The sequence below is a fragment of the Leisingera sp. M523 genome (assembly GCF_025141335.1).
Taxonomy (GTDB): domain Bacteria; phylum Pseudomonadota; class Alphaproteobacteria; order Rhodobacterales; family Rhodobacteraceae; genus Leisingera.
Genome location: NZ_CP081036.1, coordinates 1,525,911 through 1,551,382, shown reverse-complemented (window position 1 = coordinate 1,551,382; position 25,472 = coordinate 1,525,911). Strand labels below are relative to the sequence as shown.

Below are 25,472 nucleotides of genomic sequence, written 5' to 3'. Positions count from 1 at the left end.
AACTGCGGATCGCAGCAAAGACGCACGCCTGTGCACGCGCATGATGCCGCCCGGTTTGGCACGAACCTGTTCCAGTGCCGCCAGGATGGCGCTGAACAACGTCAAGGCGCCGGGCAAAGCAGGATCTGATGCAGGTGCTGTCATCCGCGGGGTATTCAGCGCGGCAGACGGCACGGTTGGCAGAGAATGCAGCCTGCGCATGATGAACACCAACAGCAGGAAGAACCGCGGCCATCCGATGACCGGCTCCAGGTGAATCTGCTGGTGTGATGCGTGTTTCAGGTAGAACCCGGCGCTTATAGGGACCGCGGAAAAGTTGGGAAACAGCCGCGGCCCCCTCTGCCCGATTTGGTCAGCAGCCCCACAGGCGTGAGGGGCTAACTGCCCTGAGGGTTGTTTCTGCCTCAATGCGCATCCTCAATATGTAGTAGGAATCCATATTTAACAAATCTCTAATGATTAAAGTTTGATCGACCCTTCCGCCGTCTGATCGGAGCTGGGACAGGCGGACATCAGCTTGGTTCCGGCAGTTCTCTGCCGGTCCGGGGAACACCCGGCAACGCCGCCGTTGCAGCTTGCGGCGATGCGGCTAATCTGGTTCCGGATAACAATTTTCGGAGGCCGCATGACGCGCCGGACCACTCTGATCTTTATTTTTGCAACTGCTGTTCTTACAGCTTGCAGCAGCACCGCCTCTCCACCTGAGGTGAGCAGAACCGCCCCCCCGCTGTACCCCAATGAAACGCCCGAACTGCGGCAAAAGATCAATTATTGGGCCGATCATTACGAGGTGCCGCGCAGCCTGGTGCACCGGCTGGCCGTGCGCGAAAGCACTCACCGCCCGCATGCGGTGAACCGGCCCTATTACGGGCTGCTGCAGATCCTTCCTGCCACCGCGCGCTCGATGGGGTTCCAGGGCAAGCCCAAGGACCTGCTGGATGCCGGCACCAACCTGCAATACTCAGTGAAATACCTGCGCGGCGCCTGGCTGATCTCGGACGGCAGCCAGGACCAGGCCGTCAAACATTATTCGCGCGGCTACTACCACGAGGCCAAGCGCCGCGGCATGCTGAAAGAAACCGGCCTGCGCCCCTGAAGCCCCGGTGACGCAGGCGGCTGCAGCGCCCGGCAGGGCGCTGCCCGGCCCAACGGGACGCGCTGTCTTGCGCAGCAAGACGGCAAGGACGGGCGGGAGCACCCGGCTGCGGCCTGCATTTTAGGGGAATTGTAATCAGCAGCCGCTTAACTGGCGTCATGCTGAGCCTGATCAAACTCCTTCTTCCTGCCCTGATGCCCTCCTGGCGGTTCTTCAAGGCGGTGGATCCGTCGCCGCGAGTGGAATGGGCCATGCTTGCCAATGCCGCCAGCACGCCAGCCCAATGGCATGAATTCCGGCCGCGCCCGCAGAACCTGACGCCCTGGGCAATGGCCTGCCGGATGCTATGGAACCCGCGCTGGAACGAAAACCTGTTCCTAGTCAGTTGCGCGGAACGGCTGACGCTGGCGCCAAGCAGCCACAGCCGACAGGAGATCCTGCGCCGGATCACCGCCGAGCTGGAGCGCACGTTGCCGCCCGGTGCCCGGCTGCCCTATCTGCAGTTCCGGCTGGTTTTCACCGACCGCGCCGGGGATGGCCGGCTGGTCAGGGCCGTAACCTACCTATCCGAACCGCATCTGGTGGCTGGGGTGGCCTCCGCATGACACTGGAGCTGGCCCTGCGCCTGACCGAGATCCTGCTGGCGCTCGCCTTTATGCAGCAAAGCACCGAGCATCTGGCCGGGTTCCGGGATGAACAGGTGATTTACGGACCCCGCCTGATAATGTCCGGGTTCCTGCTGTTCGGCATTGCCACACCCTGGGTGCTGCTGGGACTGCTCGGACTGGGCCTGCTGATTCTGCAGCGGTTCCAAGGCCCCTATAACGGCGGCAGCGACAAGATGAGCCTTCTGGTTCTTTGCTGCCTCACTGCAGCCCGCTGGCTGCCCTCCAAACAGTGGCAGGAATACGCGTTCGCCTATCTCGCCGGGCAGCTGGTGATCTGCTACTTCATTTCCGGCCAGGTGAAGATCGTGAACCCCGAGTGGCGCTCCGGCCGCGCGCTTCAGGACGTGTTCCGCTTCTCCGCCTATCCGGTCAGCGAGGACCTGCGCGGGCTGGCGGACCGCCCGCGGCTGCTGTGGGTCATGGGCTGGGCTGTGATGTCGTTCGAGGTGCTGTTTCCGCTGGCCCTGCTCAGCCGCGAGGCACTGGTGCTGGCGCTGTTCACCGCCGCGCTGTTCCATCTGGCAAATGCCTGCCTGTTCGGGCTGAACCGGTTCTTCTGGATCTGGCTGGCCGCCTACCCGTCCTTGTTATGGCTGCAGGACCGGGTTGTTCTGTAAGGCCGGCCGCAACAAAAAAGGCCGCCCCAAAGGCGGCCTTTCCGTAATACTGACGGCTTAAGAGGATTACTCCTCGTCCAGCGCCTCGACAGCTTTCTGCAGATCATCCTTGGAGACTTCTTTCTCCGTAACCTTCGCCTGTGCGACGATGTGGTCGACAACCTTGTCTTCAAACAGCGGCGCCCGCAGCTGCTGCTGCATCTGAGCGTTCTGCTGGATGAATTCAAAGAACTGGCGTTCCTGGCCCGGATACTGACGCGCCTGCGCCATGATCGCCTGGGTCATTTCGGCGTCGGTCACTTCGACTTCGGCTTTCTGACCCAGCTCGGCCAGCAGCAGGCCCAGGCGCACGCGGCGCTCGGCCAGGGTGTTGTGCTCGTCGGTGGTTTCGATCTCGGGGTGATCGTGGCCTTCGACTTCCGGGTTGTCCTCGTGCCACAGCTGATGCGCGATCTGCTTGGCTTCGGCCTCGACCAGCGACGGCGGCAGATCGAAGGAGACCAGAGTGTCCAGCTGGTCCAGCAGCGCACGCTTCATCACGGCACGTGCTGCACCGGCATATTCAGCTTCCAGACGTTCGGTGATCTGAGCTTTCAGCGCGTCCAGATCGTCAGCGCCGAATTTGGTGGCCAGCTCGTCGTTGATCTCGGCCGCTTTCGGGGCTTTCACCTCTTTCACGGTGCAGGAGAACACGGCTTCTTTACCGGCCAGATGCTCGGCGCCGTACTCTTCCGGGAAGGACACGGTCACGTCTTTTTCTTCGCCGGCTTTGGAGCCGATCAGCTGCTCCTCAAAACCGGGGATGAAGGAGTTGGAGCCGAGCGCCAGCGGGTAGTCGTCGCCTGCGCCGCCTTCGAAGGCTTCGCCATCGATCCGGCCGACAAAGTCGATCACAACCTGGTCGCCGTCTTCCGCAGCCGCACCGTCTTCGCGGGCTTCGAATTCCTTGGCGGTGTCGGCCAGGTTGGTCAGCGCTTCGGTGACGGCTTCTTCTTCTGCCTTCACAACCAGCTTTTCCAGTTCAACACCGGAGAAGTCGACCTCGGGGATTTCCGGCAGCGCCTCATAGGCCAGCTCGACATTGACGTCGTCGCCTTCTTTCCATTCGTCGTTGGTCATTTTCACGTCGGGCTGCTGCGCCGGACGGTCGCCGCTGTCCTCGAAGTGCTTGTTCATGGCACCGTCAACAGCTTCCTGCATGGCTTCGCCGATCAGGCGCTGGCCGAACTGCTTTTTCAGCAGCGCCATCGGCACCTTGCCCTTGCGGAAACCTTTCATTTCGACTTCCGGCTGCGCTTCGACGAGCTTTTCGTTGACCTTCTCGTTCAGCTCAGCAGCCGTAACGGTGATGGCGTAGCCGCGTTTCAGACCTTCGTTCAGCGTCTCGGTGACCTGCATCCTATACCCCATAGAGATTCGGGGCGCGTGCGCGCAGGCGCCCCCAGACAATTTGCGGTCTTCTATTTCCCCCGGCGCCCCGGCGCAAGAGGCATTGCCGGTTTGCCGCGCAATCACGCGGATTTCCGGTGCCCGAAAATGAAAAACACGCCCGCAAAGGGGCGTGTTTTCCGTTCTGCAACCGAGGGAGGAAGGTTCAGAACTTCCAGCGGGCACCGGCCAGGATCACATTGGCATCCTGATAGGTGGCGGCGCTGGTATCAGCATAGGAATAGTCACGGTAGGCCAGATAGGTTTCGACATTGTAAGCGTCGATCTTCTGGACCGCGGCAATGCCCCAGGACTCGGCGCTGTCACCGGCGGTCACCATGTCCGAACCATCGTAGTAATCAACCGAGAACGCGGTGGAGCCCGCCGCGATCAAATCTGCCTTGTAGCCCAGCTTGGCATAGGCATAGGTGCCCGCAATGTCGCGCTCGCCTGCAGCCAGGTTCAGCGACAGGCCGGTTGCCTTGTGCAGCACCGCGAAGGAGCCGGAGATATCGCGCTGGTCGGCCTTGCCGGTTTCTTCGGTCCAGGAGGCGCCGATGCCGCTGTCGATGGCAAAACCTGCCGCGTCATCATTGGCCCAACGCACCGCCACGTCATAGCTTTCGCGGTCGTTTGCGTCCTTCAGCACGTCAGTGCCGTAAGAGGTGGACAGAGTGAAACCCGCCAGTTCCGGGGTGTCATAGCGGACCCGGCCCAGACGGCCGCCGTCCAGATCGGTGAAGGCATCGCCGATATCCACACCGCTGAGAGCGCCGCCGGTGGTGCGGAAAGCATAGCCGCCCGCAGAGTCGGCAACAGAGTTGGAGGCGCCAAGGCCGGTGCCCGAAAAATCCGCGCCGGTGATGCCGTCGGTTGCCATCGAGCCCTGACCTGCCGAGAAGCGGCCATAGCTGGCAGTGTCGAACTGGAAATCAACATGGCGGATGTTGGTGCGGTCCCAGCTGATGTTGTCGCCGGTGGTCAGCTGGCTGACCCCGTCGGAGCCGCGAAAGCCAAAGGCAGTCTCGAAGCGGAACCGCAGAGTGTTTTCGCCATAAGCTTGCTCAAGCTCAAAACCGATGCGCGAGTTTGACGCCTCGTTGTCCACCAGACGGTTAAAGTCTTCCTGCCCGTCATCAAAGGACTGGAACGACGGGTTGAATTGCCCGTACCAGCGGAAGCTGCCGCCAGTGTCATTGGTGTAAGTCGGGCCCGCAAATGCCGGGGCTGCTAGCGCTGCTGCCAAAGTGGCCGCGCCTGCGCACGCTGCAAATTTAATGCTCATTTTCTTCAAGTCTCCTGTTCCGTCAGCAGCATGTCTCTCCATCCCTGAGACCGCCGCTTGAGCCAGGAGTTATCACGCGTTTTTCCGCCCCTTCAGGGTTGAAAATTCACCCCGGGATCAGGAGAAATGAATAGGCGGATTTTTGCCTACAGCGACTTTAAGCCTGCAAGAAACCGCCTATGGGCAATGCGTTAGGTGAAAAAGGTCACTTTCACCCAATCACCAGGCTCAGAGGGGGCATGCAATTTCTGCAACCCTGCGCACACGCTCAATACTGCATTCATTTTTGCACAGAACAGCGCAGCGGAACCCGGCAAAAAAACGCCTCGGACAAACGGGGCACTTCAGTGCGCTGCGTCCCGCAAGGATCAGAACTTCCAACCTGCGTCTTGAACCCATATGGTCAGATCCTGATAAGCCGCTGCGCGGCGAGGCTTCCGGAATGCCTGCGCCATCCGCGGCCAGCCTGTTCCAAGGCGATACGCTTGGAACGCCGGGCCAGCGCTTACGGCATGCCGAAGGGGCTTAGTCCAGCTATCACTATCCAGTTGTCCAGCGCATCGCGCAATGTGGCGCCGCGTGCGGAAAACCCGTGCAGCTGAACTGACCACCGGCATTCGGGCGCAGCTGTCTGTTTTCCGCGCACCAGCCTGACTTCGCCGCCCATCATGACGAACTGAGACGCCCGCGGGATGCCCTGAAGCTCGGACAGGATGCGCCAGTCGGAAATACTTTGCTGAGTGTTGATCTTTGACATGCGGGAGTGCTCGGATTTCCGTCTGGGGCCGTGAGTGCCGTCGTGGTGGTGCTGTCTGCGGAAAAACAGAAAGCTCTTCACGCTTCGCTGCTTCCTGGCTGGGGCACATCGGCAGAGTAAACGCGGTACTTGCCGTTTTGATCGCCTCTGAGCGGACCAAGCGGGACGACATTTGCAAAGCCTGAGGACTTGGCAAGCCGTGCGACAACCGGCGGAGACAGAAACACGAAACGTTCTCCGCCCAGCTCTTGCAGGAATGTCCGCAGCCGCTGCAACACCAGCTGCCCTGCTCCCGCGGCACCATTCGATGCAAACCTGGTGAGTTCCCAGACCGCGGGATCGCACGGCGGCTCTTCATCACACAGGTCCGTGGGCAGCCCGGGAAGCATGCCGCGGACCGCATCACGCACCATATAAGTCATTTCGGATCTGCCTGGATGGCGGCCCCCGCGATCTGTGCGCAGCAGCCTCGCACCGGCCAGCGCTTCGCCTGTGGCAGGATCAAATGCGATAATGTAGTAGGCGTCCAGATGATCGTATTGATCCAGATCGCTTCGGCAGGACAGCCACACGCGCCAGTTTTTGCCGTCCGCAAACACTCTCTTGCGCAACGACATAAAGGCGTCCAGCACATCCTGATCTGGACTTCTCAGTGACTTTGGCAGCCGCACCGGCTCAAACCGGACAACCATAGTTTCAATACCTGTCCGGGCCTTGGCCTCGCTCCTGGCGTATCCGTTTTGCATAAATGTATCTCCAGTACAGGTTTCCACCTTCCCTGCGCAGAAATTACACCTAAAGGTAGATTTTCGTCTGTCCATAACTACCTGACTGTTGCATTCTATTTGCAACTCTGGTCACATCAAATGCGACCTAGGTTGCGGGCAAGACAACCAAGGTTGCCGGCAGAGAGACTTAAGTCGCAAATCATTCGGGGTGGAAGGTTGAGATGCCAAAATCTGTGATTACAACGAATCTGCCCTCGGACGGAGCAAACAGCACAAAGATTGCCGAGGCTTTTTCGGCCTGCAGATCCGCGATCAACGAGGTGAGCACCACGGGTTTCACCCTCATGGTCAACTTTTCAATCATGGGGTATGAGCACTTTGAATGTTCGTTCCACGAAAAATGGAAGGAACAGTATGACCGGGAAAACTACTTCCTTCATGACCCTGTATTCAATTGGGCGCTGAAGAACGAAGGCGCCATACGCTGGTCGGCCATTCAGCTGCCCGACCCTCTGCAGATACTCGAAAAGTCTCAGCGGTACGGTCTGGTGTATGGCGCTGCCTTTGCGGCTCTGACGGGGTCAAAAAGATCAATGGTGTTTGTTTCCCGGCAGGACAGGGAGCTTTCGGACACCGAGATGCGCAGGCTGAGCATGGTTGTCACCGAGTTTTTTGACTCGCTGCTTCCACCCCCGTCCCTTTCCGGGAAAGAACTGGAGATGCTGCGCCTGCATATCCAGCAGGAGATGTCTTATGATGAGATCGCCGAGCAATTTTCGCTTTCTCTATCAGCAGTGAAAACCAGTTTTCTGCGGATGCGGCAAAAGTTCGGCTGCAAGTCAACCGCGCGCCTCGCCTATCTGGCCAAAGAGCGCAACCTGTTTGGGGTAGAGCCGCCCTGAACCTGTTGACCGGCCTCAATTAAATGATCCGGGGATCGTTTCGGAACAAGCGATGCAGCGTACCAGGAATTTTACCAAAGCTGCCGTTCGCCCACCTCGCAGGATCCGGCACCTTGGGGTCGATCCTGCCACCCGCTGGGATGAAAACAGGCCAAGCAAAGGCAGCTATCCAAGACAGCCCGGCCACGCCGGAACATAATAAGAACATGATCAAGAGTATAAAACATAGCGCAGAACACTCGCCGCGCTGAGTTTGTAGGAATTTACCCGTAAAATCAAGCTGGTGCGGGTGAAGGGACTCGAACCCCCACGCCTTGCGGCGCCAGAACCTAAATCTGGTGCGTCTACCAATTCCGCCACACCCGCACGCACACAAAAATGCTTTGTGTGACGCGGTGATTATCAAAGGACAGCGGCGGATGCGAGCGGAAAACGCGTCCTCGGGCGCCCTGTGCAAAACAGCAACAATCCGTCCGCATAATTGCAACAATGGGCAGACATTCGCCGGAAAAGGCTGGGCCTAGAATCCGGTTCTGGCATAGATTCACAAAAAAGTCTGAGGCAGACAGAGCGAGTAACAACATGAAACCGTTTGGTAATGCGGCCTTGCGCGCGCAATTGGCGATGCGCGGCCAAGCACAGCCCCGGCGCCTGTATCAGGGCAGCCAGAACATCAGCCTGCTGCGCGGCACCCTGGTGCTGACCCGCGAGGGCGAGCGCGCAGCGGAAGAGGTTAAAGCAGGCGGCAGCGTCATCACCCGCACCCAGGGCATGGCCCGGGTAGAAGCGGTCCGCACCCGCCGCGCCATGCTGCAAGCCGTGTGCATTTCTGCCGGATCGCTTGGCGACACCCGCGCAGACAGCGACCTGACCGTCCCTTGGGACCAGCGGGTCCTGGTCCGTGATTGGCGCGCCAAGGCAATGTTCGGCCAGCCGCAGGCAGTGGTGCCGGCCTATGAGCTGGTGGATGGCGAATTCATCCGTGATCTGGGTCTGCAGATGATGGATCTGACGATCCTGGAGTTTTCCCGCCCGCATGTGATTTATGCAGGCGGATTGGAACTGGCCGCGGCAGCCGCACCGGACGAAGATCTGCGCCCGGCAGCCTGAGCCGGAGCGTTACAGCCCCAGTTTGCGGAACACGGCGGGGATCTGCTCTGGCAGGTCCTCGGCAATCAGGCCGGGGCCAAATTCCAGTGCGCATTCCACATGGACATAGGCGGCAGTTTCCGCCGCCTGCATCGGAGAGAACCCGCGCGCCATCAGCCCGGTGATGAAGCCCGCCAGCACATCGCCCGACCCGGCGGTGGCCAGCCAGGGGGCAGAACGTTCGTAATGCGCGGAATTGACCGAGCAGCGGCCGTCCGGCGCGGCAATCACCGTATCCGGCCCCTTGAACAGCACCACGCAGCCGGCGCGTATTGCCGCCTCGCGGGTGGCATCCACTTTAGAATAAGCCGGGCCTGTGGTGGCTGGCGCATTCAGTTTCTCGGCCAGATCCGGAAACAGCCTGGCAAATTCACCGCCATGCGGGGTGATCACACAGTCTTCATGCAAAACCTCAAACAGCACCTCCGGCTTTATCTCGAACCGGGTAAGCGCATCTGCATCCAAAACGGTTGCCCGTTTTTCCTTCAATGTGGCAAATACCATCGCCTGCGTATCCGCCCCGCGTCCCATACCGGGGCCAAGGCAAATAGCGCTGAGCCGTTCGTCTTCCATCAGCTCCACCAGCCCATGCGCCCCGTCAATCTGCCGCAGCATGATGGAGGTGAGGTTGGCGGCATTTTCGAACATCGCCGAGCGCGGCGAGCCGACGGTAACCAGCCCTGCCCCGATCCGCAGGGCGCCGCGAGCTGCGAGGCGGGCGGCGCCAGTTTTGCCGTGGCCGCCGGAGAGGATGAGGGCGTGGCCGTTAGTGTATTTGTGGCCTGAATATTTCTTGTTCAGATTGCCTTTTCGACCGTCAAGCAACTCGACGCAGCCTTTGGGGAAAACTTGGGGCAAACCTAGCGGCACAACTTTAAGCTTCCCACAGCCCTTTGCCCCGCCGTAGGTTCCGCAATTCTGGCTCATATAGTGGCCAATTTTGGCACTATGAAAAGTAACGGTTAGATGGGTTGGAAGCGCGCCAAAGTCTCGCCCGCTGTCGCTGCAAATACCGCTGGGAAAGTCAATTGCCACTAAACGGTCTTCGCCGGGTTCATGGGCATCCACAATCAGTGGGGTTGGCATAAAGCCATTCCAAGCTTCATCCATGTCATCGGGCATTTTCCGCGTCAACCCGGTTCCGAATAAGGCGTCAATCACGAGAAACTGGCTTACTTCATCTCCTTCGTAAGCATCCCGGATACCTTTATCATCCCATTCACTGACACCGCCTAACTCCCCCCACCGCTCATAATTCACCCTCGCATCCGGCGGCAGCTTGTCCGGGTCGCCGTAAAGAAACACCTCCACCTCCCAGCCGCGCTCCTTCAAAAGCCGCGCCGCCACAAAGCCGTCGCCGCCGTTGTTGCCCGGCCCGCACAGGACCACCGCCCGGCGCGGCTTTTCATCTTTCCCAAAATACTCCGGGGAGCGCGAGGGGCTGGCCCCTCGCTCTTCTACCAGCTCCGGCCACTCTTCGAAAATGGCCTCAACCACCCCCTGCCCGGCCCGCTCCATCAGCTCCAGCCCGGTCACTTCGCCGGACTCAATGGCGGCCTGTTCGATGGCCCGCATCTGGGCGGCGGTCAGCAGTTCGGTCATTTCGTCTTCTTTCCCGATTCATTTTTGCGCAATCCTTGGGCGCAGTGCTTAATTTTTAGGCGGCGACCATCAAATCCTGGCCAGAATTGCCGCAGCTGCACAGCCGCGCATTGCTGCCTTCATTTAGAAGTGAAATGACACCCTCAACAAGCTTGCGAGGAGCCATTCCGATGAAAAAGATCGAAGCCATCATCAAGCCTTTTAAACTGGATGAGGTGAAGGAAGCGTTGCAGGACGTCGGCGTCCAGGGTCTTTCCGTCATCGAGGTCAAAGGCTTTGGCCGTCAGAAGGGCCACACCGAGCTGTACCGCGGTGCTGAATATGTGGTCGACTTCCTGCCCAAGGTGAAGGTCGAGGTTGTGCTGGACGACGATCAGGTCGACCAAGCGATCGAGGCCATCGTCGACGCCGCCAAAACCGACAAGATCGGCGACGGCAAAATCTTTGTTTCGCCCGTCGAGCAAGCCATCCGCATCCGCACCGGCGAAACCGGCCCGGACGCGTTGTAAGTTAACAGAAAATCTCCAAGACATCTCTAAAGAAGGACCAAGGGAATGAGCGTAGACGCAGTTCTCAAGACTCTCCGTGAAGACGACGTCGCCTATGTCGACATCCGTTTCACCGACGTGCGCGGCCGCCTGCAGCACGTGACCGTGGACGTGGACCTGGTTGACGAAGACTTTCTCGAAGAAGGCTTCATGTTCGACGGCTCCTCGATCGCCGGCTGGAAGTCGATTGAAAACTCCGACATGAAACTGATGGCCGACACCACGTCTGCCTATATCGATCCGTTTTATGCCGAGAAAACCCTCTGCATCCATTGCTCGATTGTTGAGCCCGACACCGGCGAAGCCTATGAGCGCGACCCGCGCGGCACCGCCCAGAAGGCTGAAGCCTACCTGAAGTCCTCCGGCATCGGCGATGTGGCCTATATGGGCCCCGAAGCGGAGTTTTTCCTGTTTGACGACGTGCGCTACTCCAACACCATCAACAAGGTGTCTTACGAGGTTGACGCAACCGACGGCTCATGGAACACCGACGCCGAATTTGAGATGGGCAACATGGGCCACCGCCCGGGCCTGAAGGGCGGCTATTTCCCGGTGAACCCGACCGACGAAGCGCAGGACCTGCGTTCCGAAATGCTGTCGACCATGAAACGTCTGGGCATGAAGGTCGACAAGCACCACCACGAGGTTGCCTCCTGCCAGCACGAGCTGGGCCTGATCTTTGACAGCCTGACCAAACAGGCCGACGAGCTGCAGAAATACAAATACGTGATCCACAACGTGGCGCATGCCTATGGCAAATCGGCGACCTTCATGCCGAAGCCGATCTATGGCGACAACGGTTCCGGCATGCACGTGAACATGTCGATCTGGAAAGACGGCAAGCCGCTGTTTGCAGGTGACAAATACGCCGACCTCAGCCAGGAAGCGCTGTATTTCATCGGCGGCATCCTGAAGCATTCCAAGACCCTGAATGCCTTCACCAACCCGTCCACCAACTCCTACAAGCGCCTGATCCCGGGCTTTGAAGCCCCGGTTCTGCGCGCCTACTCCGCCCGCAACCGTTCCGGCTGCGTACGGATCCCGTGGACCGAAAGCCCGAAAGCCAAGCGCGTCGAGGCACGTTTCCCCGATCCGGCGGCGAACCCCTACCTGTGCTTTGCCGCGCTGCTGATGGCCGGCCTGGACGGCATCAAGAACAAGATCGATCCCGGCGAAGCCATGGACAAGAACCTGTACGATCTGCCGGCCGAAGAGCTGGAAGGCATCCCGACCGTCTGCGGCAGCTTGCGTGAAGCTGTTGACGCGCTGGCCGCCGACCACGACTTCCTGCTGCAGGGCGACGTATTCACCAAAGACCAGATCGACGGCTACATCGAGCTGAAGATGGAAGAGGTGCACAAGTACGAGCACACCCCCCATCCGGTTGAATTCGGCATGTACTACAGCTGCTAAGCTGCAGCACCATGTTTAGAAAGGGCGTCCCTCGGGGCGCCCTTTTCTATTGCACCTCTTGCTCTTGGGCGGCACTTTCAGTATTCCGCCCGGCTCAGCCCAGCAGACAGGAGCCTTCCCATGACTGCCCCCAACACCCTTGGTATCGACTTTGGCACCTCCAATTCGGCGGCGGGGATTGCCGTGGCCGGCCGGCCCTGGCTGGTCGAGATGGAACCTGGCGAGCAGACCCTGCCTACCGCTGTGTTCTTTGAGGACGGCGCGCGTGCCATGCGGATCGGCCACAGCGCCACGCGGGCGCTGATCAACGGTGACGAGGGGCGTTTCATGCGCGCCTTGAAAAGCCTGCTGGGCACGCCGCTGCTGCATGAGGAACGGCGGCTGGGCGGCGAGCGGATCAGTTTCGGCACCCTCATCGCCCGCTTTCTGGCCGAGATGAAAACCCGCGCCGAGACGGCGACGCATATGGAATTCACCCACGCGCTGTCCGGCCGGCCGGTGCGGTTTCATTCCAAGGATGAAGCCCGCAATATCCAGGCCGAAAAGGACCTGCGCGCCTGTTATCTGGAAGCAGGTTTCCAAGACGTGCTGTTCATGTATGAACCCGAAGCCGCCCTGCGCGCTGCAGCACCTGCGCCGGGCCGCGGGCTGATTGTCGATATCGGCGGCGGCACCTCGGACTTTACCGCCTTTGAACAGGACGCAAACGGCGCAACCCGCATCCTGGCCTCGCATGGGGTGCGGCTGGGCGGCACCGATTTTGACCGGCAGCTGAGCATCCATCATGTGATGCCGCTGCTGGGACGCGGCAGCCAGATCCGCAACAGTTTTGGCGGCGGCACCCTGCCGGCCCCGAACCGGCTGTTCAACGATCTGGCCACCTGGCAAATGATCCCGTTCCTTTACAGTCCAGAGAACCGCCGGGCCGCAAAGGACCTGGCCGCCAATGCGGTTGAACCGGACAGGCTGGCCCGGCTGGTTGACGTGCTGGAGGACGAACTGGGGCACGAACTGGCCTTTGCGGTTGAGCGCGGCAAGATCCAGGCCAACACGGCAGGCGGCGCGGCGGCGATCGACCTGAAGCTGCTGCAGCGCGGCCTGTCGGTGCCGCTGCCCGCCGCAGAAATGAACCAGACTCTGGCAGAACAGACCGCAGCCATCGGGGCCTGCGCTGCCGAGACTCTGGCGCAGGCCGGTCTTACTGCTGGCAAGGTGGACCGGATCGTACTGGTCGGCGGCTCTTCGCTGCTGGGGGCGGTTCAGGCGCAAATGCGCAGCATCTGTCCAAACGCCCGCGTTGAAACAGGAAATGCCATGACAGCGGTGGCGGACGGGCTTGCCCTGGCCGCCGGAACAGCCTTTGCTTAGGTAAATGGGAACCATGCACGGCTTTTCCCGTTAGACACGCGCGGCCAGCACGTTAGGCTGAAAGCTACGAGTCACATTTGAGAGATTCTTTCATGCGCCGTCTGCTGGCCTCTGCCCTGATTTCCACTCTGCTAGCTTCCCCTGCCCTGGCCGCGCCTTGCGGCAATACCTCATCCGGGTTTGACGCCTGGAAGCGGGATTTTCAGAACGAGGCCAAGCGCGCAGGCGTGCGCAAGGCAGGGCTGCAGGCGCTGGCCAATGCGCAATATGCCCGCCGCACGATTTCTGCTGACCGCAACCAGAAGAGCTTTAAATACTCGCTGGAGAAATTCATGCAGATCCGCGGCTCGGCGACCATCGTGGCGCAGGGCCGCAAGCGCAAGGCGCGCAACCCGGAATTTTATGCCGCACTTGAGCGGAAATTCGGCGTGCCCGCCGGCGTTCTGATTGCAATCCACGGGATGGAGACCGCGTTCGGCAACTATATGGGCGACAGCCAGGTGGTTTCCGCCATCGTGACGCTGACCTATGATTGCCGCCGCTCCGATTTTTTCCGCCCGCATGCGCTAGGGGCGCTGAAATTGGTGGATCAGGGCGCCATCACCCCGGCCACGCTGGGGGCCAAGCACGGCGAGCTGGGCCATACCCAGTTCCTGCCCGGCAATGCGCTGCAATACGGGATCGACTGGGACGGTAACGGGCGGGTGGATTTCTACAATATGGGGGACGCGATGGCCTCCACCGCCAATTACCTGCGCCAAAAAGGCTGGAAACCCGGCAAGGGCTATCAGCAGGGCGAGCCGAACTACCGGGTTCTGAAAGAATGGAACGCCGCAACTGTTTATCAGCAGTCTCTCGCAATCATGGGGCGGCAGATCGACGGCTAAGCCGCAACCAAGAAAATTTCAGGCAAGGTTTCTGCCTGCTCCTTTGGCTGTATTGCGTCTGCCCTTTTGACCGCCAGGAACAGTGAAGATGATTCCCGCGCCATTGTAGGCTCTAGGGCATCAATGTGTCCGCCGGCCGCCGCAATTGGGCCGCAATCCAGCCACCCAAATCGAACCCATCGAATTAAACCCAATAAAAACAAGAGCATCAACAACGCCCTGTTTCCTGCAACTCTGTTCGCGCTGTTTCGCCTGACGCCGTGTTTTCCGCCCCACTTTCAACTCGTTCAAATTTTATCCTTCTTTTAACGGCACCCTGAATGGAGGATCCGGACGGTGGCAGAGAAAGTGCAGTATACAGGCAGGCTTGGACTGGAAGCCCGCGATACCGGGACCCTTTCAGCAGCGGTTTCGGCTGTTGTGGACACGCTCGAGGATTTCGGCCATCCGGCAGAAACAATTGAGGCACGGGCAGAAAACACAGCCAAAATTCAATGTGACCATTACCTGGTGACTGTACGGCTGCGCAGGGTCCCCTTGCGGCGCGCCAGCCGGCTGACAAACTCGATGCTGCAGCCCGCGGCACTGCTGGAACTTTCGCTGACACCCGCCTTTCCCGATTATTGCGATCAGGAGATTTCGGAGCTGTTCCTGGCCGAAATGCTGCGGCGGCTGCTTCCTGCTGTCGAGGCAACTTCGGTTGAATGGCGCGAATCCGATGTGGCACTGACGTGCGAACAGTTCCTGAGCGTGTTCGAGCCAAATCCGGAAAGCAGCCTGCAAGCCACACCAGGGCCAGCCGAAACCCGGCGGGAACAACCCGCTCCTGTCAGGCTGCGCGGCCGGGCATGTTTCACTCCGGTTGATCAAGCTGCGCTGGCTCTTGATGCCCACTGCGACCAAGCGTTCCAAGCCGTCAGACTTACCCAAAGCGAACCAGAAGAAATCCAGAAAACGGATCGCGCTCAGGCCAGGGCCCGTAAACCGGAACAAGCCCAAAGCCCCTACCGCGGCTGGGCGTATCAACTCAGGTCGACGGCGATTGCCGCTTTCAGCACTGCGGGCACCCGCCGATTGCGCTTCATCAGCCATCTTATGCTTCTGACAGCTTTGCTGCTGTATTTGGAAAGTGCCGGAATGGTGCAGGCTGCCCGCCCGCTGGTGCCATAGGCCCTGTGTATCAACACGGACTGCCACGTTTGATGATATCCCACCTTCACGGTTCACATTATCCGATGCCCAAGGGTCAGAAACGACTGTAAAACCCGTCGTTTTCTGCGGCGCTTCCGCCAATAGACGGCTGCACACTGGACAAACCTGTGCAGCGACGGAGGCCACGCATGAACGAGCATTACCGCGACATCCGCAAAATTGATCCAACCCGCGGCGCCAATCTGGGCGACAACACCCCGAACAACAATGACCGGGTTGAGATCGGCCCGACCCAGCTGGCTTTTGGTGAATGGGCCGAGGCCGGTCTGCAGCTTCCTGACCTGCAGGCCATGCGCAAATTCCGTTGGGAGCGGCTGACCCGTTTCATCAACGACCGCGGCTATGCCGGCCTTCTGGTATTTGATCCGCTGAACATCCGCTATGCCACCGACAGCACCAACATGCAGCTGTGGAACACCCACAACCCGTTTCGCGCCCTGCTGATCTGCGCTGACGGCTATATGGTGCTGTGGGATTATAAACAGTCGCCGTTCCTCAGCGAATTCAACCCGCTGGTGCGCGAACAGCGCGCCGGCGCTGATCTGTTCTACTTCGACCGCGGCGACAAGGTGGATGTGGCCGCCGATGTGTTCTCCAACGAGGTCCGCAAACTGCTGGAGGAACACAGCGGCAGCAACAAGCGCCTGGCAGTGGACAAGGTCATGCTGCACGGGCTGCGCGCGCTGGAGGCGCAAGGCCTGGATATCCTCCCTGGCGAAGAGCTGACCGAAAAATGCCGCGCGGTGAAAGGCCCGGACGAGATCCTGGCAATGCGCTGCGCCAGCCACGCCTGCGAAACCGCAGTGGCCGCGATGGAACGGTTCGCCCGCGAAAAGGTGCCCGGCGGCAATATCTCGGAAGACGACGTCTGGGCGGTGCTGCACGCGGAAAACATCCGCCGCGGCGGCGAGTGGATCGAAACCCGGCTGCTGGCCTCCGGCCCGCGCACCAACCCGTGGTTCCAGGAATGCGGCCCCCGCATCATCCAGAACAACGAGATGATCAGCTTTGACACCGATCTGGTGGGGTCCTACGGGATCTGCATAGATATCTCGCGCAGCTGGTGGATCGGCGATGAGAAACCCCGCGCCGATATGGTCTATGCCATGCAGCACGGCGTCGAACACATCCGCCACAATATGGAGATGCTGAAACCCGGCGTGAACATCCAGGAACTGTCACGCGGCTGCCATGTGTTGGATGCGCAGTTCCAAAAGCAGAAATACGGCTGCATGATGCACGGCGTCGGCCTGTGCGATGAATGGCCGCTGGTTGCTTATCCGGACCAGATGGTCGAGGGCGCCTTTGACTATGACCTGGAACTGGGCATGGTTCTGTGTGTCGAAGCGCTGATCTCCCCTGAAGGCGGCGATTTTTCGATCAAGCTGGAAGACCAGGTGCTGATCACTGATGACGGCTACGAGAACCTGACCAAATACCCGTTCGACAAGGCACTCATGGGGGAAGCCTGACCTGAACTGCCGGCCCCGCCTGTACAGGCGGGGCCGGGATACCCTGCGGCGCCGTCAGGCGCCTCCGCTTAAGAACAGCGCCAGCTTTTCGCGCAGCACCAAAACACCCGGTGACTCCGTCACCTCCTGCAGCCGGTCCAGCGGCACCCAGGCCAGCGCATGGGATTCCCCGCTCACCGCAATTTCCCCGGCCTCCGCCTGAAACAGATAACGCACATCATAATGCAGATGCGCGCGGTCCTTCTCAGTTTGCGGGATTTCGTGAATATCCACATCAAACACCTGGCCGGACAACGGCTTGATCCGGGACAGCCCGCTTTCCTCATAAGCTTCTTTCAGCGCGACAAAAGGCACGTCGGCAATGCCGTCGCAATGGCCGCCCAACTGCAGCCAGCGGTCCAGCTTCCGGTGATGGGTAAGCAGAACGCATTTCATGTCCGGTGACATCACAAAGGCTGATCCGGTCACATGGCCGGTCTCAGCATTGCGGCCAAAGGCCTGAGGCTAGCTTTCGCAAAACCTCCGCAAACGCCGCCACATTTCCCGGTCACGGGCTGTCCGGGGTTTGTAATATCCAACGCCGCTCAGAGTTATTGCGCTCATCTGCCTTCACCTTCCCGTGACGTTGCGGGCTGCCGCCTTGTTCAGGGCTCATTGCGCGCTCAATCTATGCAGAACACCCAACAAAGGCCACGCCCATGCCCGCTGAACGCATCTCCTTTCCCGGCCATGCCGGAACACCCCTTGCTGCCCGCCTTGACCTGCCCGAGGGACCGGTCCTTGCAACGGCGCTGTTTGCCCATTGTTTTACCTGCTCCAAAGATATCCCGGCGGCACGGCGGATTGCCGGGCGGCTGGCGGCGATGGGGATCGCGGTGCTGCGGTTCGACTTTACCGGATTGGGGCATTCCGAAGGGGAGTTCGAAAACACCTCCTTCAGCTCTAACGTCACGGACCTGATCATGGCGGCGCAATATTTGGCCTCGCGCGGCATGGCGCCCGCGTTGCTTATCGGCCATTCCCTGGGCGGCGCGGCGGTGCTGCGGGCGCGGGCAGGCATCCCGTCTGTCAAAGGCGTGGTGACACTGGGCGCGCCGTTTGATCCCGGCCATGTCTCGCATCATTTCGACGCTGCCTTGCCCGAGATTGAAGCCAAAGGCCGTGCCGAAGTCTGCCTGGGCGGGCGGCCTTTTGTCATTGGCAGGGAATTCGTCGACGATATCAACGCCGAAGCGCTGGAGCCTGCAATTACCGGCCTCAAGGCTGCACTGCTGGTGCTGCATGCCCCGCGGGATGAAACAGTAAGCATCGACAATGCGGCCTCGATCTTTGCCGCGGCCAAACACCCCAAAAGCTTTGTCACCCTGGATGATGCCGATCACCTGATCAGCCGTGCTGCGGATGCGGAATATGCCGCCGAAGTGATTGCCGCCTGGGCCGGGCGCTATGTCAGAATGGCCCCGCCCGCGCCGCCGCCCGGTGCCCCCGAAGGCATCCTGCGGGTGACCGAGGCGGACCCGGAGGGGTTCCTGCAGGATGTGCAATCCGGTCCCTATCACCACACCTTTGCGGATGAGCCATTGGCCTATGGCGGCACCAACCGGGGCATGTCGCCTTACGGCTTTGTGGCGGCCGGGCTGGGTGCCTGTACCTCGATGACACTGCGCATGTATGCCCGCCGCAAGGGCTGGCCGTTGGAGGGGATCAGCGTAGATGTCAGCCATGACAAGGTGCACGCCCAGGATGCCCAGCCGACGGGACCTGCCAAAATCGACCAGTTCACCCGTGTGATCCACCTCTGCGGTCCTTTGAGCGGGGAACAGCGGGCCAAGCTGATGGAGATTGCAGACAGATGCCCGGTGCACCGGACACTTGAGAGCGGCGCCAAGGTGGTGACGCATCTGGAGACCACACCCCAGGCGGCGACTGCCTAACTTTCAATATTCCCGGATCTCCCGCGCCCGGCCCTTGCAGGAAACCTGCAACGGCAGCGGCCTTGGGCCCGGCGCCGCGCCAAGGCGCGGCGCCGGGCCCAACTGCGGCAGGCCTTCGCCAGAAGGCCGCAGCGCAGGCGGGAGACCGCCCTTGCTGTTATTCAGAGTAGCGGCCAGCAGTGATGCCTCCGCTTTCATCCACAAACCGCATTGCCGCTCCATCGCTTTCCAAAACAAAACAGGCCCACAGGTCCGACGGCGGCCAGGTGGAGCAGTATTTGCCGTCCCGCACCCCCCAGTAGCCCCAGCTGTCATGGCCGGCATTGTACAACGTCCGTCCCGACGTCCGGAACTCCTGCCAGGCGCCGCTGCCATAGACCAGCTTGCGCCCTGCCAGCGCGGCTTGCACGTCCTCTCCGCTCAACGCCCGCCATTCCGCCGCCGCAAGCGGTGAAACGGTCAATGATACCGCAATCATCAGGGCAATGTGCCTCATGTCCGTCTCCCAGCCTTGCTGTCACGCCTTACCTGATCTAATAGGCCCGGCATCTGCTGCACAATCACATAAAGGTGCTTTCGCCCATGATCCCGCGCTATGCCCGCCCTGAAATGGTCGCCATCTGGTCGCCCGAAACCAAATTCAAGATCTGGTACGAGATCGAGGCCCATGCCTGCGAAGCCATGGCCAACCTCGGCGTGATCCCGCGCGAAAACGCTGATGCCGTATGGAAAGCCAAGGACGTCGAATTCGACGTCGCCCGCATTGACGAGATTGAAGCCGTCACCAAGCACGATGTCATCGCCTTCCTGACCCACCTGGCTGAGCATGTCGGCTCTGAAGAAGCCCGCTTTGTGCATCAGGGCATGACTTCGTCTGATGTGCTGGACACTTGCCTGAACGTGCAGCTGGTGCGTGCCGCCGATATTCTGCTGGACGGCATGGACAAACTGCTGGCGGCGCTGAAGAAACGCGCACTGGAGCATAAGAACACCGTGCGCGTCGGCCGCAGCCACGGCATCCACGCCGAGCCCACCACCATGGGTCTGACCTTTGCACGTTTCTATGCCGAAATGGACCGCAACAAGAACCGCCTGGAAAAAGCCCGATGGGAAGTCGCCACCGGCGCAATCTCCGGCGCCGTCGGCACCTTCGCCAATGTTGACCCCGCGGTCGAGGATCACGTCTGCGAGCAGCTGGGCCTGCGGCCTGAGCCGATCTCGACCCAGGTGATCCCGCGCGACCGTCATGCGATGTTCTTTGCCACCCTCGGTGTCATCGCATCCTCGATCGAAAACGTTGCCGTGGAAATCCGCCACATGCAGCGCACCGAGGTGCTGGAGGGCGCCGAATTCTTCTCGATGGGCCAGAAAGGCTCCTCGGCGATGCCGCACAAGAAGAACCCGGTTCTGACCGAAAACCTGACCGGCCTGGCGCGCTTGGTCCGCATGACCGTGGTCCCAGCGATGGAGAACGTAGCGCTGTGGCACGAGCGGGACATCTCGCATTCCTCCGTGGAACGCGGCATCGGCCCTGATGCGACTGTCACCCTCGACTTTGCCCTGCACCGCCTGGCTGGTGTTATCGACAAGATGCTGGTGTTCCCCGAGAACATGCTGGACAACATGAACAAATTCCCAGGTCTGGTAATGTCGCAGCGGGTGCTGCTGGCACTGACCCAGGCCGGCGTCAACCGCGAAGACGCCTATGCCATGGTACAGCGCAACGCCTTGAAAGTCTGGGAAGACCGGGTTGATTTCCGCGAGCTGCTGCTTGCGGATACCGATGTGGTTGCGGCCCTTGGCAAAGAGGCGATCAACGAGAAGTTCGACATGGGCTATCACACCAAACATGTCGACACGATCTTCCGCCGGGTGTTCGGCGAGTAAACCGGCTCCTGGAAACCAATGTGAACGCCCCGTCAGCATGGCGGGGCGTTTCTTCATCCGGGGTTCATCCTGCACCTGAAAGGGAATGGTACGGAAACTTTAACCCAGGCATCGCTCATACCGCCCATGCAATTGCTTGCAGAATTTGGCGAAGCCCTGATCCGGCGCCACCTGCAGTAATTTCAGGCGGCCATAGGCCCGGAATGCTGTTTCAGCGTAAATTGTATCCATTAGTCCACTGATCCAGGACGGCAGCAGATGGTGTTCTCCCTCATGCATGAGAGCGGCACCGTTCTGACCCTCAAGAAAGACGTCAATTCCAGCACCCCATGGATCGAAAGGGAGTTCCGCCCGTTCGAACAGCTCCGCCCCCGTTTCACGGCGGCAGATGGCTGCGAGGTTGCCGGCCCAGTCTACCTGTGAGCAGACAAGAACTTTCAGATCACCAAATTTGCCGAAGGCCGGACCGCCTCGGATGCCTTGCGGACCTCGCAATCACAAGCACAGGCCAATCAGGTTTCCGGCGTTGCGGAAAATGGCTTTACCATCTTCCTAAATACCAGCCTTGCGAACCGCAAAACATCTGGATGAACTGGGTTTTAACCGAAATTGACAAACTAGCGGCTGGTGACGATGTTTGCGCGCAACCGGATCACTACTCTGCATTTCCGGAACAGCTCCATGGTCAATCACCACAGTTTCAGGCCGCCCCCTGCAACCGCGTGCCTTTCCACGGCGACCTTCACAGCGGCAATCTGATCCTTGGCAAAGGGACGGCCTTGGGTCTGGATCTGGCCTACCGCGAGAATAAACCGGCCATCTACGACGAGGTTGACTTCCTGACCAGCGACTTGAAAAACCCTCTCCCCACCCGGGACATCGGCCCCGGCGGGGTGCGGCAAGCCAGTGTGGAGTATTTTACAAAACCGAGCGGCGCCCCATCAGCCGCCCTTTGCTGAATATCCAATTGCGGGCCAGGTTGCTGATTGAGCTGATGCGCATCCGGAAGTCCACGGTGAACCTAAACAGCTTTGTTGCGCAAATCGGATGACGGGCAGACTCCCCCCTTTCCCAGGGCGGGCTTACCCTACGGGCTCTTTGACAGGTATGCTCAGAGCGGTGTAGCGAATGAGCGCGGCAACGCGGACCTGGATTTCCGCAGCATGGCGTTCGAAGTCCCGTGCCATCAACGACTGGCCCAACTGTTTCAGGCAGTTCATCCAATCACCCGGAAAACGGTTCCCCGGATCGTTTTCTGATCCGGCTCATATCTCGACGCGGCTCCTACGGTGATATCCGCTCCTTCGCCGCCACAGCTCGCGGCCGAGGAACCGCGACGCGTTGACCGCCGCGCCTCGGGTGATAGCTCCGGCAGTTGCGGGTTTTCACGGCTTGGCGTTCTTGCGCGGTGGAATGACAGCATGAGCATTGCGAGCTGCAATCGCGTCGCGGCATTTGCGCGTGTCGTAGGCCCCGGCAGCGGTGACCGTTCAATGCCCAGCTCTGGCGCGAATTGGCTCATCAGTTCAGGCAACAAGGGCGCGTCACCGATGTTGCTGCTGGTGACCTCAATCGCCCTGACTTCCAGTGTTTCCTCATCGATACCGATGTGTATCTTGCACCAGGTGTGGCGCTTCAAGCCGCCCGCCTTCATCCTCAGCTTTGATGCCGGGCAGTGGTCAGGCACGTCTGGATTGATACGTCACTGAATTGCCGCAGCCGACCGCGTTTGCCGCTTGGTGGCGGCACCCAGATCATCCCGGGATCAATCAAGACCGAAAGCAATCCGCGTTGCTTTAGTGCGCTCGCCATTGTGCTCGAACCAATGGCACATCAATGGCTCGCTGTACGAAGGCCAGTTCGTGATGTTGTACCTCGTCGCAGCCCCCAGCCGCTGTTTGCTGCCTGTCGAATGCTGTCGGCGCGTGAGGCGGGCCAAGCCGCAAAATCGCGGGCCTTGCGGAACGTCCCAGGCGGCAGCGCAAGGGTGGCGATGGCCGTAGAGATCAGCGGGCCGAAGCCCGGCATTGAGCTTGGCAATCTCTGCCTCCATCCGGGTCAAGGCCGCGATCAGCACCTTAAGTGTGGGGATCGCATCAGCTGGCAGGCCGCTTTCCGGGGCATCGGCGGCATCGTTCTTCTCTTGCTTGACGAAGGGTTTGACATTTGCAGGCGGGATCAGGCGTGCATCGTGGCCTGGCATGCTGATCCCGCGGCCCAAGTGATGCGCGCCACCGCAGTCTCTCATCTAGAAAACACAGGGCTGCAACTCGCTGAAGAAGGCCGGCATCTGACCCCTCCGCAGCTTCTTGCGCAGAACAGGCTGTTCCGCTCTATCTGCCTGTCGGGCCTGAAACACATTCTTGGCCAGATCGAGTTCGACCGTGATAATCTCCGGCATGACCGCTCTCCTTTGTGGATCGTTGCAGACCCACCTTGGCACATTGGTGCCGTCGGGAGCGGCCGCATCACCAAGGCTGGGACGAAGAAAGGAAAGATCCGGTTTGAACTCCTTCTGGCGCGGTTCTCAACCGCCTTTGCACAACCGCTTGCCGACTAAATGACTTCTGAACTATTTTCATCTCCCGCTGTTTTGATATGAATAAATTGGCCGGTCTGCGGGTTGTAAGGGTACATTGATCACGATTTCATGCATCAGGAGATGACGACATGCGTTATTTTGCTCTCGCCGCTGCCTTGACCCTGCCGATGACGGCTTATGCCGCAGGCGGCAATGACTGGAACCCGCCGAAACCTTCCGAGACCACCAAGACCTGCAAGGGCAAGCGGATCTGGGACCCAAACAAGAAACGCTGCGTGCGGCCCAAGAAATCGTCTCTGAACCAGCAGGACCTGCTGAATGCGGTGCGCGAGCTGGCCTATGCGGGCCGCCAGCAGGATGCACAGGCAGTGCTGAGCGCGGCGCCGGATCAGCAGGATACCCTGGTGCTGACCTATTGGGGTTTCACCCATCGCAAACTGGGAAATCTGGAATTGGCGCAGGCCTATTACGATCAGGCGCTTGAACAGGATCCGGATAACATACTTGCCCGCTCCTATATGGGCCAAGGCCTTGTGAAACAGGGGAAATACGGCGCGGCCCTGATACAGTGGAAAGAGATCAAGGCACGGGGCGGTGATGGCACCTGGGCCGAAGCTTCGCTGCGCAACGCCTTGGAAACAGGTGCAACTTACAGCTACTAGCTTCAGCCTTTCTTTACGGCTTGCGGCCTATCCTGCCCTCGATGATCAAGAAGAATCTTTGGTAGGGTGCGAGAATGCCTCAAGACAATTTGCTGGCGCTTCCGATGGCTTCTGGCGGGCCGGATCTGGGCGGGTTCGGCGCCCCGGCCCCTCTGGGCGGCGGGGGCGGCAGCGGGCTGAGCGGCAAGGCAAAGGCCGCAATTATCGTCCGGCTGCTGCTGAATGAAGGCGCGGAAATTCCGCTGGAGGAGCTGCCGGACGACTTGCAGCTGGAGCTGACCCAGCAGATGGGCAAGATGAGCATTGTCGATCGCGATACGCTGAATACAGTGGTCGGCGAATTTGCCGATCTGCTGGACAACGTTGGCCTGCATTTCCCCAATGGCCTGGCCGGTGCGCTGAATGCGATGCAAGGCAAGATCAGCCGCCACACCCACAGCCGCCTGCGCAAGGAAGCCGGTGTGCGCCAGTTCGGTGACCCATGGGAGCGCTTGAAACAGCTGCCGCCCGAAGATCTGGCAGGTCTGGCCGAGGCGGAAAGCACAGAAGTGGCCGCGGTTCTGCTGTCCAAGCTGGACACCGCCAAAGCGGCGCAAATGCTGGTGCATCTGCCCGGCCCGATTGCCCGCCGCATCACCTATGCCGTCAGCCACACCGCCAATGTGACGCCCGACACCGTGGACCGGATCGGCCTGTCGCTTGCCGCTCAGGTCGAAGCCCGGCCCGATCTCGCCTTTGATGAGACTCCGGGACAGCGTCTTGGCGGCATTCTGACCGAAGCGGCGGCAGCCAAACGTGATGAAGTGCTGACAGCGCTGGATGAAGAGGATGAGGATTTTGCCACCAAGGTGCGCAAGGCAATCTTCACCTATGCGCTGATCGGTGAACGGATGCAGCCGATCGACGTGCCCAAGCTGATGCGGGTGCTGTCGCAGCCGGATCTGGTCACTGCCATGGCCTTTGCCACCGACGAGGAAGACGTGGCAACCAACGAATTCCTGCTCAAGAACATGTCCAGCCGGATGGCAGACAATATCCGCGAGGAAGTGGGCGAGCGCGGCAAGGTCAAGCGCAGCGATGGCGAGGCTGCGTTCAGCATGATCATCTCGGCGATGCGCGATTTGGTGGCAACAGGCGAGATTGATCTGAAATCCGACGAGGATGAGGAGGACGGCGGCTAAGATCCTCAACTTGCGCCGGGACGGCAGGCGCGCAGACCATTCTGCCCGTGCCTGCGAGCGGCTTGTACCTGCCGGTCCGGCTGCGTATGATGCGGGCTTCCGGGCGCATTCCCGCGCCGCAGCCATCCAGACGC

Annotated in this window: 25 protein-coding genes, 1 tRNA gene and 2 pseudogenes; 18 read left to right on the top strand and 10 right to left on the bottom strand. The window is 60.3% G+C overall.

The features are described from left to right. Positions 1-85: 85 nt before the first annotated feature. The 4 genes from K3557_RS07700 (at position 86) to K3557_RS07685 (ending at position 2,381) form a co-directional block, all read left to right on the top strand. A complete protein-coding gene (locus K3557_RS07700) occupies positions 86-256 on the top strand; it encodes a hypothetical protein (RefSeq protein WP_259998914.1) in 171 nt (56 codons plus the stop codon). A 369-nt stretch (positions 257-625) separates the two neighbouring features. Then, the gene (locus tag K3557_RS07695) at positions 626-1,096 is read left to right on the top strand and encodes a lytic transglycosylase domain-containing protein (RefSeq protein ID WP_259991901.1); all 471 of its coding nucleotides are present in this window, start codon (positions 626-628) and stop codon (positions 1,094-1,096) included. A 158-nt stretch (positions 1,097-1,254) separates the two neighbouring features. Further along, positions 1,255-1,701 carry a hypothetical protein gene (locus tag K3557_RS07690; protein ID WP_259998912.1) on the top strand — a complete coding sequence of 149 codons (447 nt, stop codon included), beginning with the start codon at positions 1,255-1,257 and terminating at the stop codon, positions 1,699-1,701. Continuing rightward, positions 1,698-2,381 carry an HTTM domain-containing protein gene (locus K3557_RS07685; RefSeq protein ID WP_259998910.1) on the top strand — a complete coding sequence of 228 codons (684 nt, stop codon included), beginning with the start codon at positions 1,698-1,700 and terminating at the stop codon, positions 2,379-2,381. The genes K3557_RS07690 and K3557_RS07685 overlap by 4 nt, the downstream gene beginning before the upstream one ends. A gap of 66 nt (positions 2,382-2,447) precedes the next feature. Here K3557_RS07685 and tig read toward each other — a convergent pair whose 3' ends face one another. The 4 genes from tig to K3557_RS07665 all read right to left on the bottom strand — a co-directional run bounded on the left by tig (position 2,448) and on the right by K3557_RS07665 (position 6,672). After that, complete coding sequence (gene tig, locus K3557_RS07680) at positions 2,448-3,779, bottom strand: trigger factor (protein ID WP_259998908.1); 1,332 nt, start codon at positions 3,777-3,779, stop codon at positions 2,448-2,450. A gap of 196 nt (positions 3,780-3,975) precedes the next feature. Continuing rightward, positions 3,976-5,094: a porin gene (locus tag K3557_RS07675; protein WP_259998906.1), complete on the bottom strand. Its 1,119-nt coding sequence runs from the start codon at positions 5,092-5,094 to the stop codon at positions 3,976-3,978. 505 nt (positions 5,095-5,599) lie between these two features. Beyond that, positions 5,600-5,851 carry a hypothetical protein gene (locus K3557_RS07670; protein ID WP_259998904.1) on the bottom strand — a complete coding sequence of 84 codons (252 nt, stop codon included), beginning with the start codon at positions 5,849-5,851 and terminating at the stop codon, positions 5,600-5,602. A 77-nt stretch (positions 5,852-5,928) separates the two neighbouring features. Continuing rightward, positions 5,929-6,672 carry an acyl-homoserine-lactone synthase gene (locus tag K3557_RS07665; protein WP_259998902.1) on the bottom strand — a complete coding sequence of 248 codons (744 nt, stop codon included), beginning with the start codon at positions 6,670-6,672 and terminating at the stop codon, positions 5,929-5,931. Between the two features lie 128 nt (positions 6,673-6,800). On the opposite strand from K3557_RS07665, the gene K3557_RS07660 reads away from it, so the two are divergent. Beyond that, positions 6,801-7,481 (top strand): autoinducer binding domain-containing protein, encoded by a 681-nt coding sequence (locus K3557_RS07660; RefSeq protein WP_259998900.1) that lies wholly within the window; start codon positions 6,801-6,803, stop codon positions 7,479-7,481. A gap of 281 nt (positions 7,482-7,762) precedes the next feature. Here K3557_RS07660 and K3557_RS07655 read toward each other — a convergent pair. Next, positions 7,763-7,847 (bottom strand) — tRNA-Leu (locus K3557_RS07655). 216 nt (positions 7,848-8,063) lie between these two features. On the opposite strand from K3557_RS07655, the gene K3557_RS07650 reads away from it, so the two are divergent. Next, positions 8,064-8,591: a Hint domain-containing protein gene (locus K3557_RS07650; RefSeq protein WP_259998899.1), complete on the top strand. Its 528-nt coding sequence runs from the start codon at positions 8,064-8,066 to the stop codon at positions 8,589-8,591. A gap of 9 nt (positions 8,592-8,600) precedes the next feature. Here K3557_RS07650 and K3557_RS07645 read toward each other — a convergent pair whose 3' ends face one another. Beyond that, positions 8,601-10,232: an NAD(P)H-hydrate dehydratase gene (locus K3557_RS07645; RefSeq protein WP_259998897.1), complete on the bottom strand. Its 1,632-nt coding sequence runs from the start codon at positions 10,230-10,232 to the stop codon at positions 8,601-8,603. Between the two features lie 170 nt (positions 10,233-10,402). On the opposite strand from K3557_RS07645, the gene K3557_RS07640 reads away from it, so the two are divergent. The 6 genes from K3557_RS07640 (at position 10,403) to dddP (ending at position 17,132) form a co-directional block, all read left to right on the top strand. Next, complete coding sequence (locus tag K3557_RS07640; protein WP_008554830.1) at positions 10,403-10,741, top strand: P-II family nitrogen regulator; 339 nt, start codon at positions 10,403-10,405, stop codon at positions 10,739-10,741. A 45-nt stretch (positions 10,742-10,786) separates the two neighbouring features. Next, positions 10,787-12,193 (top strand): type I glutamate--ammonia ligase, encoded by a 1,407-nt coding sequence (gene glnA / locus K3557_RS07635; protein ID WP_027259157.1) that lies wholly within the window; start codon positions 10,787-10,789, stop codon positions 12,191-12,193. A gap of 120 nt (positions 12,194-12,313) precedes the next feature. Continuing rightward, positions 12,314-13,561, top strand: coding sequence for an Hsp70 family protein (locus tag K3557_RS07630; protein WP_259998896.1), 1,248 nt, complete (start codon positions 12,314-12,316; stop codon positions 13,559-13,561). Between the two features lie 92 nt (positions 13,562-13,653). Continuing rightward, positions 13,654-14,448 carry a lytic transglycosylase domain-containing protein gene (locus K3557_RS07625; RefSeq protein ID WP_259998894.1) on the top strand — a complete coding sequence of 265 codons (795 nt, stop codon included), beginning with the start codon at positions 13,654-13,656 and terminating at the stop codon, positions 14,446-14,448. Between the two features lie 336 nt (positions 14,449-14,784). Continuing rightward, positions 14,785-15,618 carry a hypothetical protein gene (locus K3557_RS07620; protein WP_259998892.1) on the top strand — a complete coding sequence of 278 codons (834 nt, stop codon included), beginning with the start codon at positions 14,785-14,787 and terminating at the stop codon, positions 15,616-15,618. Positions 15,619-15,788: 170 nt separating this feature from the next. After that, on the top strand, positions 15,789-17,132 hold the full coding sequence (dddP, locus tag K3557_RS07615; protein ID WP_259998891.1) for a dimethylsulfonioproprionate lyase DddP: 1,344 nt from the start codon (positions 15,789-15,791) through the stop codon (positions 17,130-17,132). A gap of 54 nt (positions 17,133-17,186) precedes the next feature. Here the strand turns inward: dddP and K3557_RS07610 are convergent, their stop codons facing one another. Continuing rightward, entirely contained in the window at positions 17,187-17,600 is a 414-nt protein-coding gene (locus tag K3557_RS07610) for an NUDIX hydrolase (protein ID WP_259998889.1), read from the bottom strand. A 230-nt stretch (positions 17,601-17,830) separates the two neighbouring features. Between K3557_RS07610 and K3557_RS07605 the strand changes: the two genes are divergently transcribed. Beyond that, complete coding sequence (locus tag K3557_RS07605; RefSeq protein ID WP_259998886.1) at positions 17,831-19,066, top strand: bifunctional alpha/beta hydrolase/OsmC family protein; 1,236 nt, start codon at positions 17,831-17,833, stop codon at positions 19,064-19,066. Positions 19,067-19,223: 157 nt separating this feature from the next. On the opposite strand, the gene K3557_RS07600 is transcribed toward K3557_RS07605, so the two are convergent. After that, positions 19,224-19,562, bottom strand: coding sequence for a hypothetical protein (locus K3557_RS07600; RefSeq protein ID WP_259998884.1), 339 nt, complete (start codon positions 19,560-19,562; stop codon positions 19,224-19,226). A gap of 86 nt (positions 19,563-19,648) precedes the next feature. Here K3557_RS07600 and purB point away from each other — a divergent pair, with 86 nt between their 5' ends. The 3 genes from purB (at position 19,649) to K3557_RS07585 (ending at position 21,912) form a co-directional block, all read left to right on the top strand. After that, complete coding sequence (gene purB, locus K3557_RS07595) at positions 19,649-20,953, top strand: adenylosuccinate lyase (protein WP_259998882.1); 1,305 nt, start codon at positions 19,649-19,651, stop codon at positions 20,951-20,953. Between the two features lie 258 nt (positions 20,954-21,211). Then, positions 21,212-21,376 (top strand): hypothetical protein, encoded by a 165-nt coding sequence (locus K3557_RS07590; protein WP_259998880.1) that lies wholly within the window; start codon positions 21,212-21,214, stop codon positions 21,374-21,376. Positions 21,377-21,540: 164 nt separating this feature from the next. Beyond that, entirely contained in the window at positions 21,541-21,912 is a 372-nt protein-coding gene (locus K3557_RS07585) for a hypothetical protein (protein WP_259998877.1), read from the top strand. A 123-nt stretch (positions 21,913-22,035) separates the two neighbouring features. On the opposite strand, the pseudogene K3557_RS07580 reads toward K3557_RS07585, so the two are convergent. Together K3557_RS07580 and K3557_RS07575 are read right to left on the bottom strand one after the other, a co-directional pair. Further along, positions 22,036-22,765: pseudogene (locus tag K3557_RS07580) on the bottom strand (transposase). 61 nt (positions 22,766-22,826) lie between these two features. Next, a pseudogene (locus K3557_RS07575) lies at positions 22,827-23,354 on the bottom strand (transposase); the annotation flags it as partial. Between the two features lie 269 nt (positions 23,355-23,623). Between K3557_RS07575 and K3557_RS07570 the strand changes: the two are divergent. Beyond that, positions 23,624-24,157, top strand: coding sequence for a tetratricopeptide repeat protein (locus K3557_RS07570; RefSeq protein ID WP_259998875.1), 534 nt, complete (start codon positions 23,624-23,626; stop codon positions 24,155-24,157). A gap of 74 nt (positions 24,158-24,231) precedes the next feature. Beyond that, positions 24,232-25,338 carry a flagellar motor switch protein FliG gene (locus K3557_RS07565; protein WP_259991847.1) on the top strand — a complete coding sequence of 369 codons (1,107 nt, stop codon included), beginning with the start codon at positions 24,232-24,234 and terminating at the stop codon, positions 25,336-25,338. Positions 25,339-25,472: the final 134 nt, after the last annotated feature.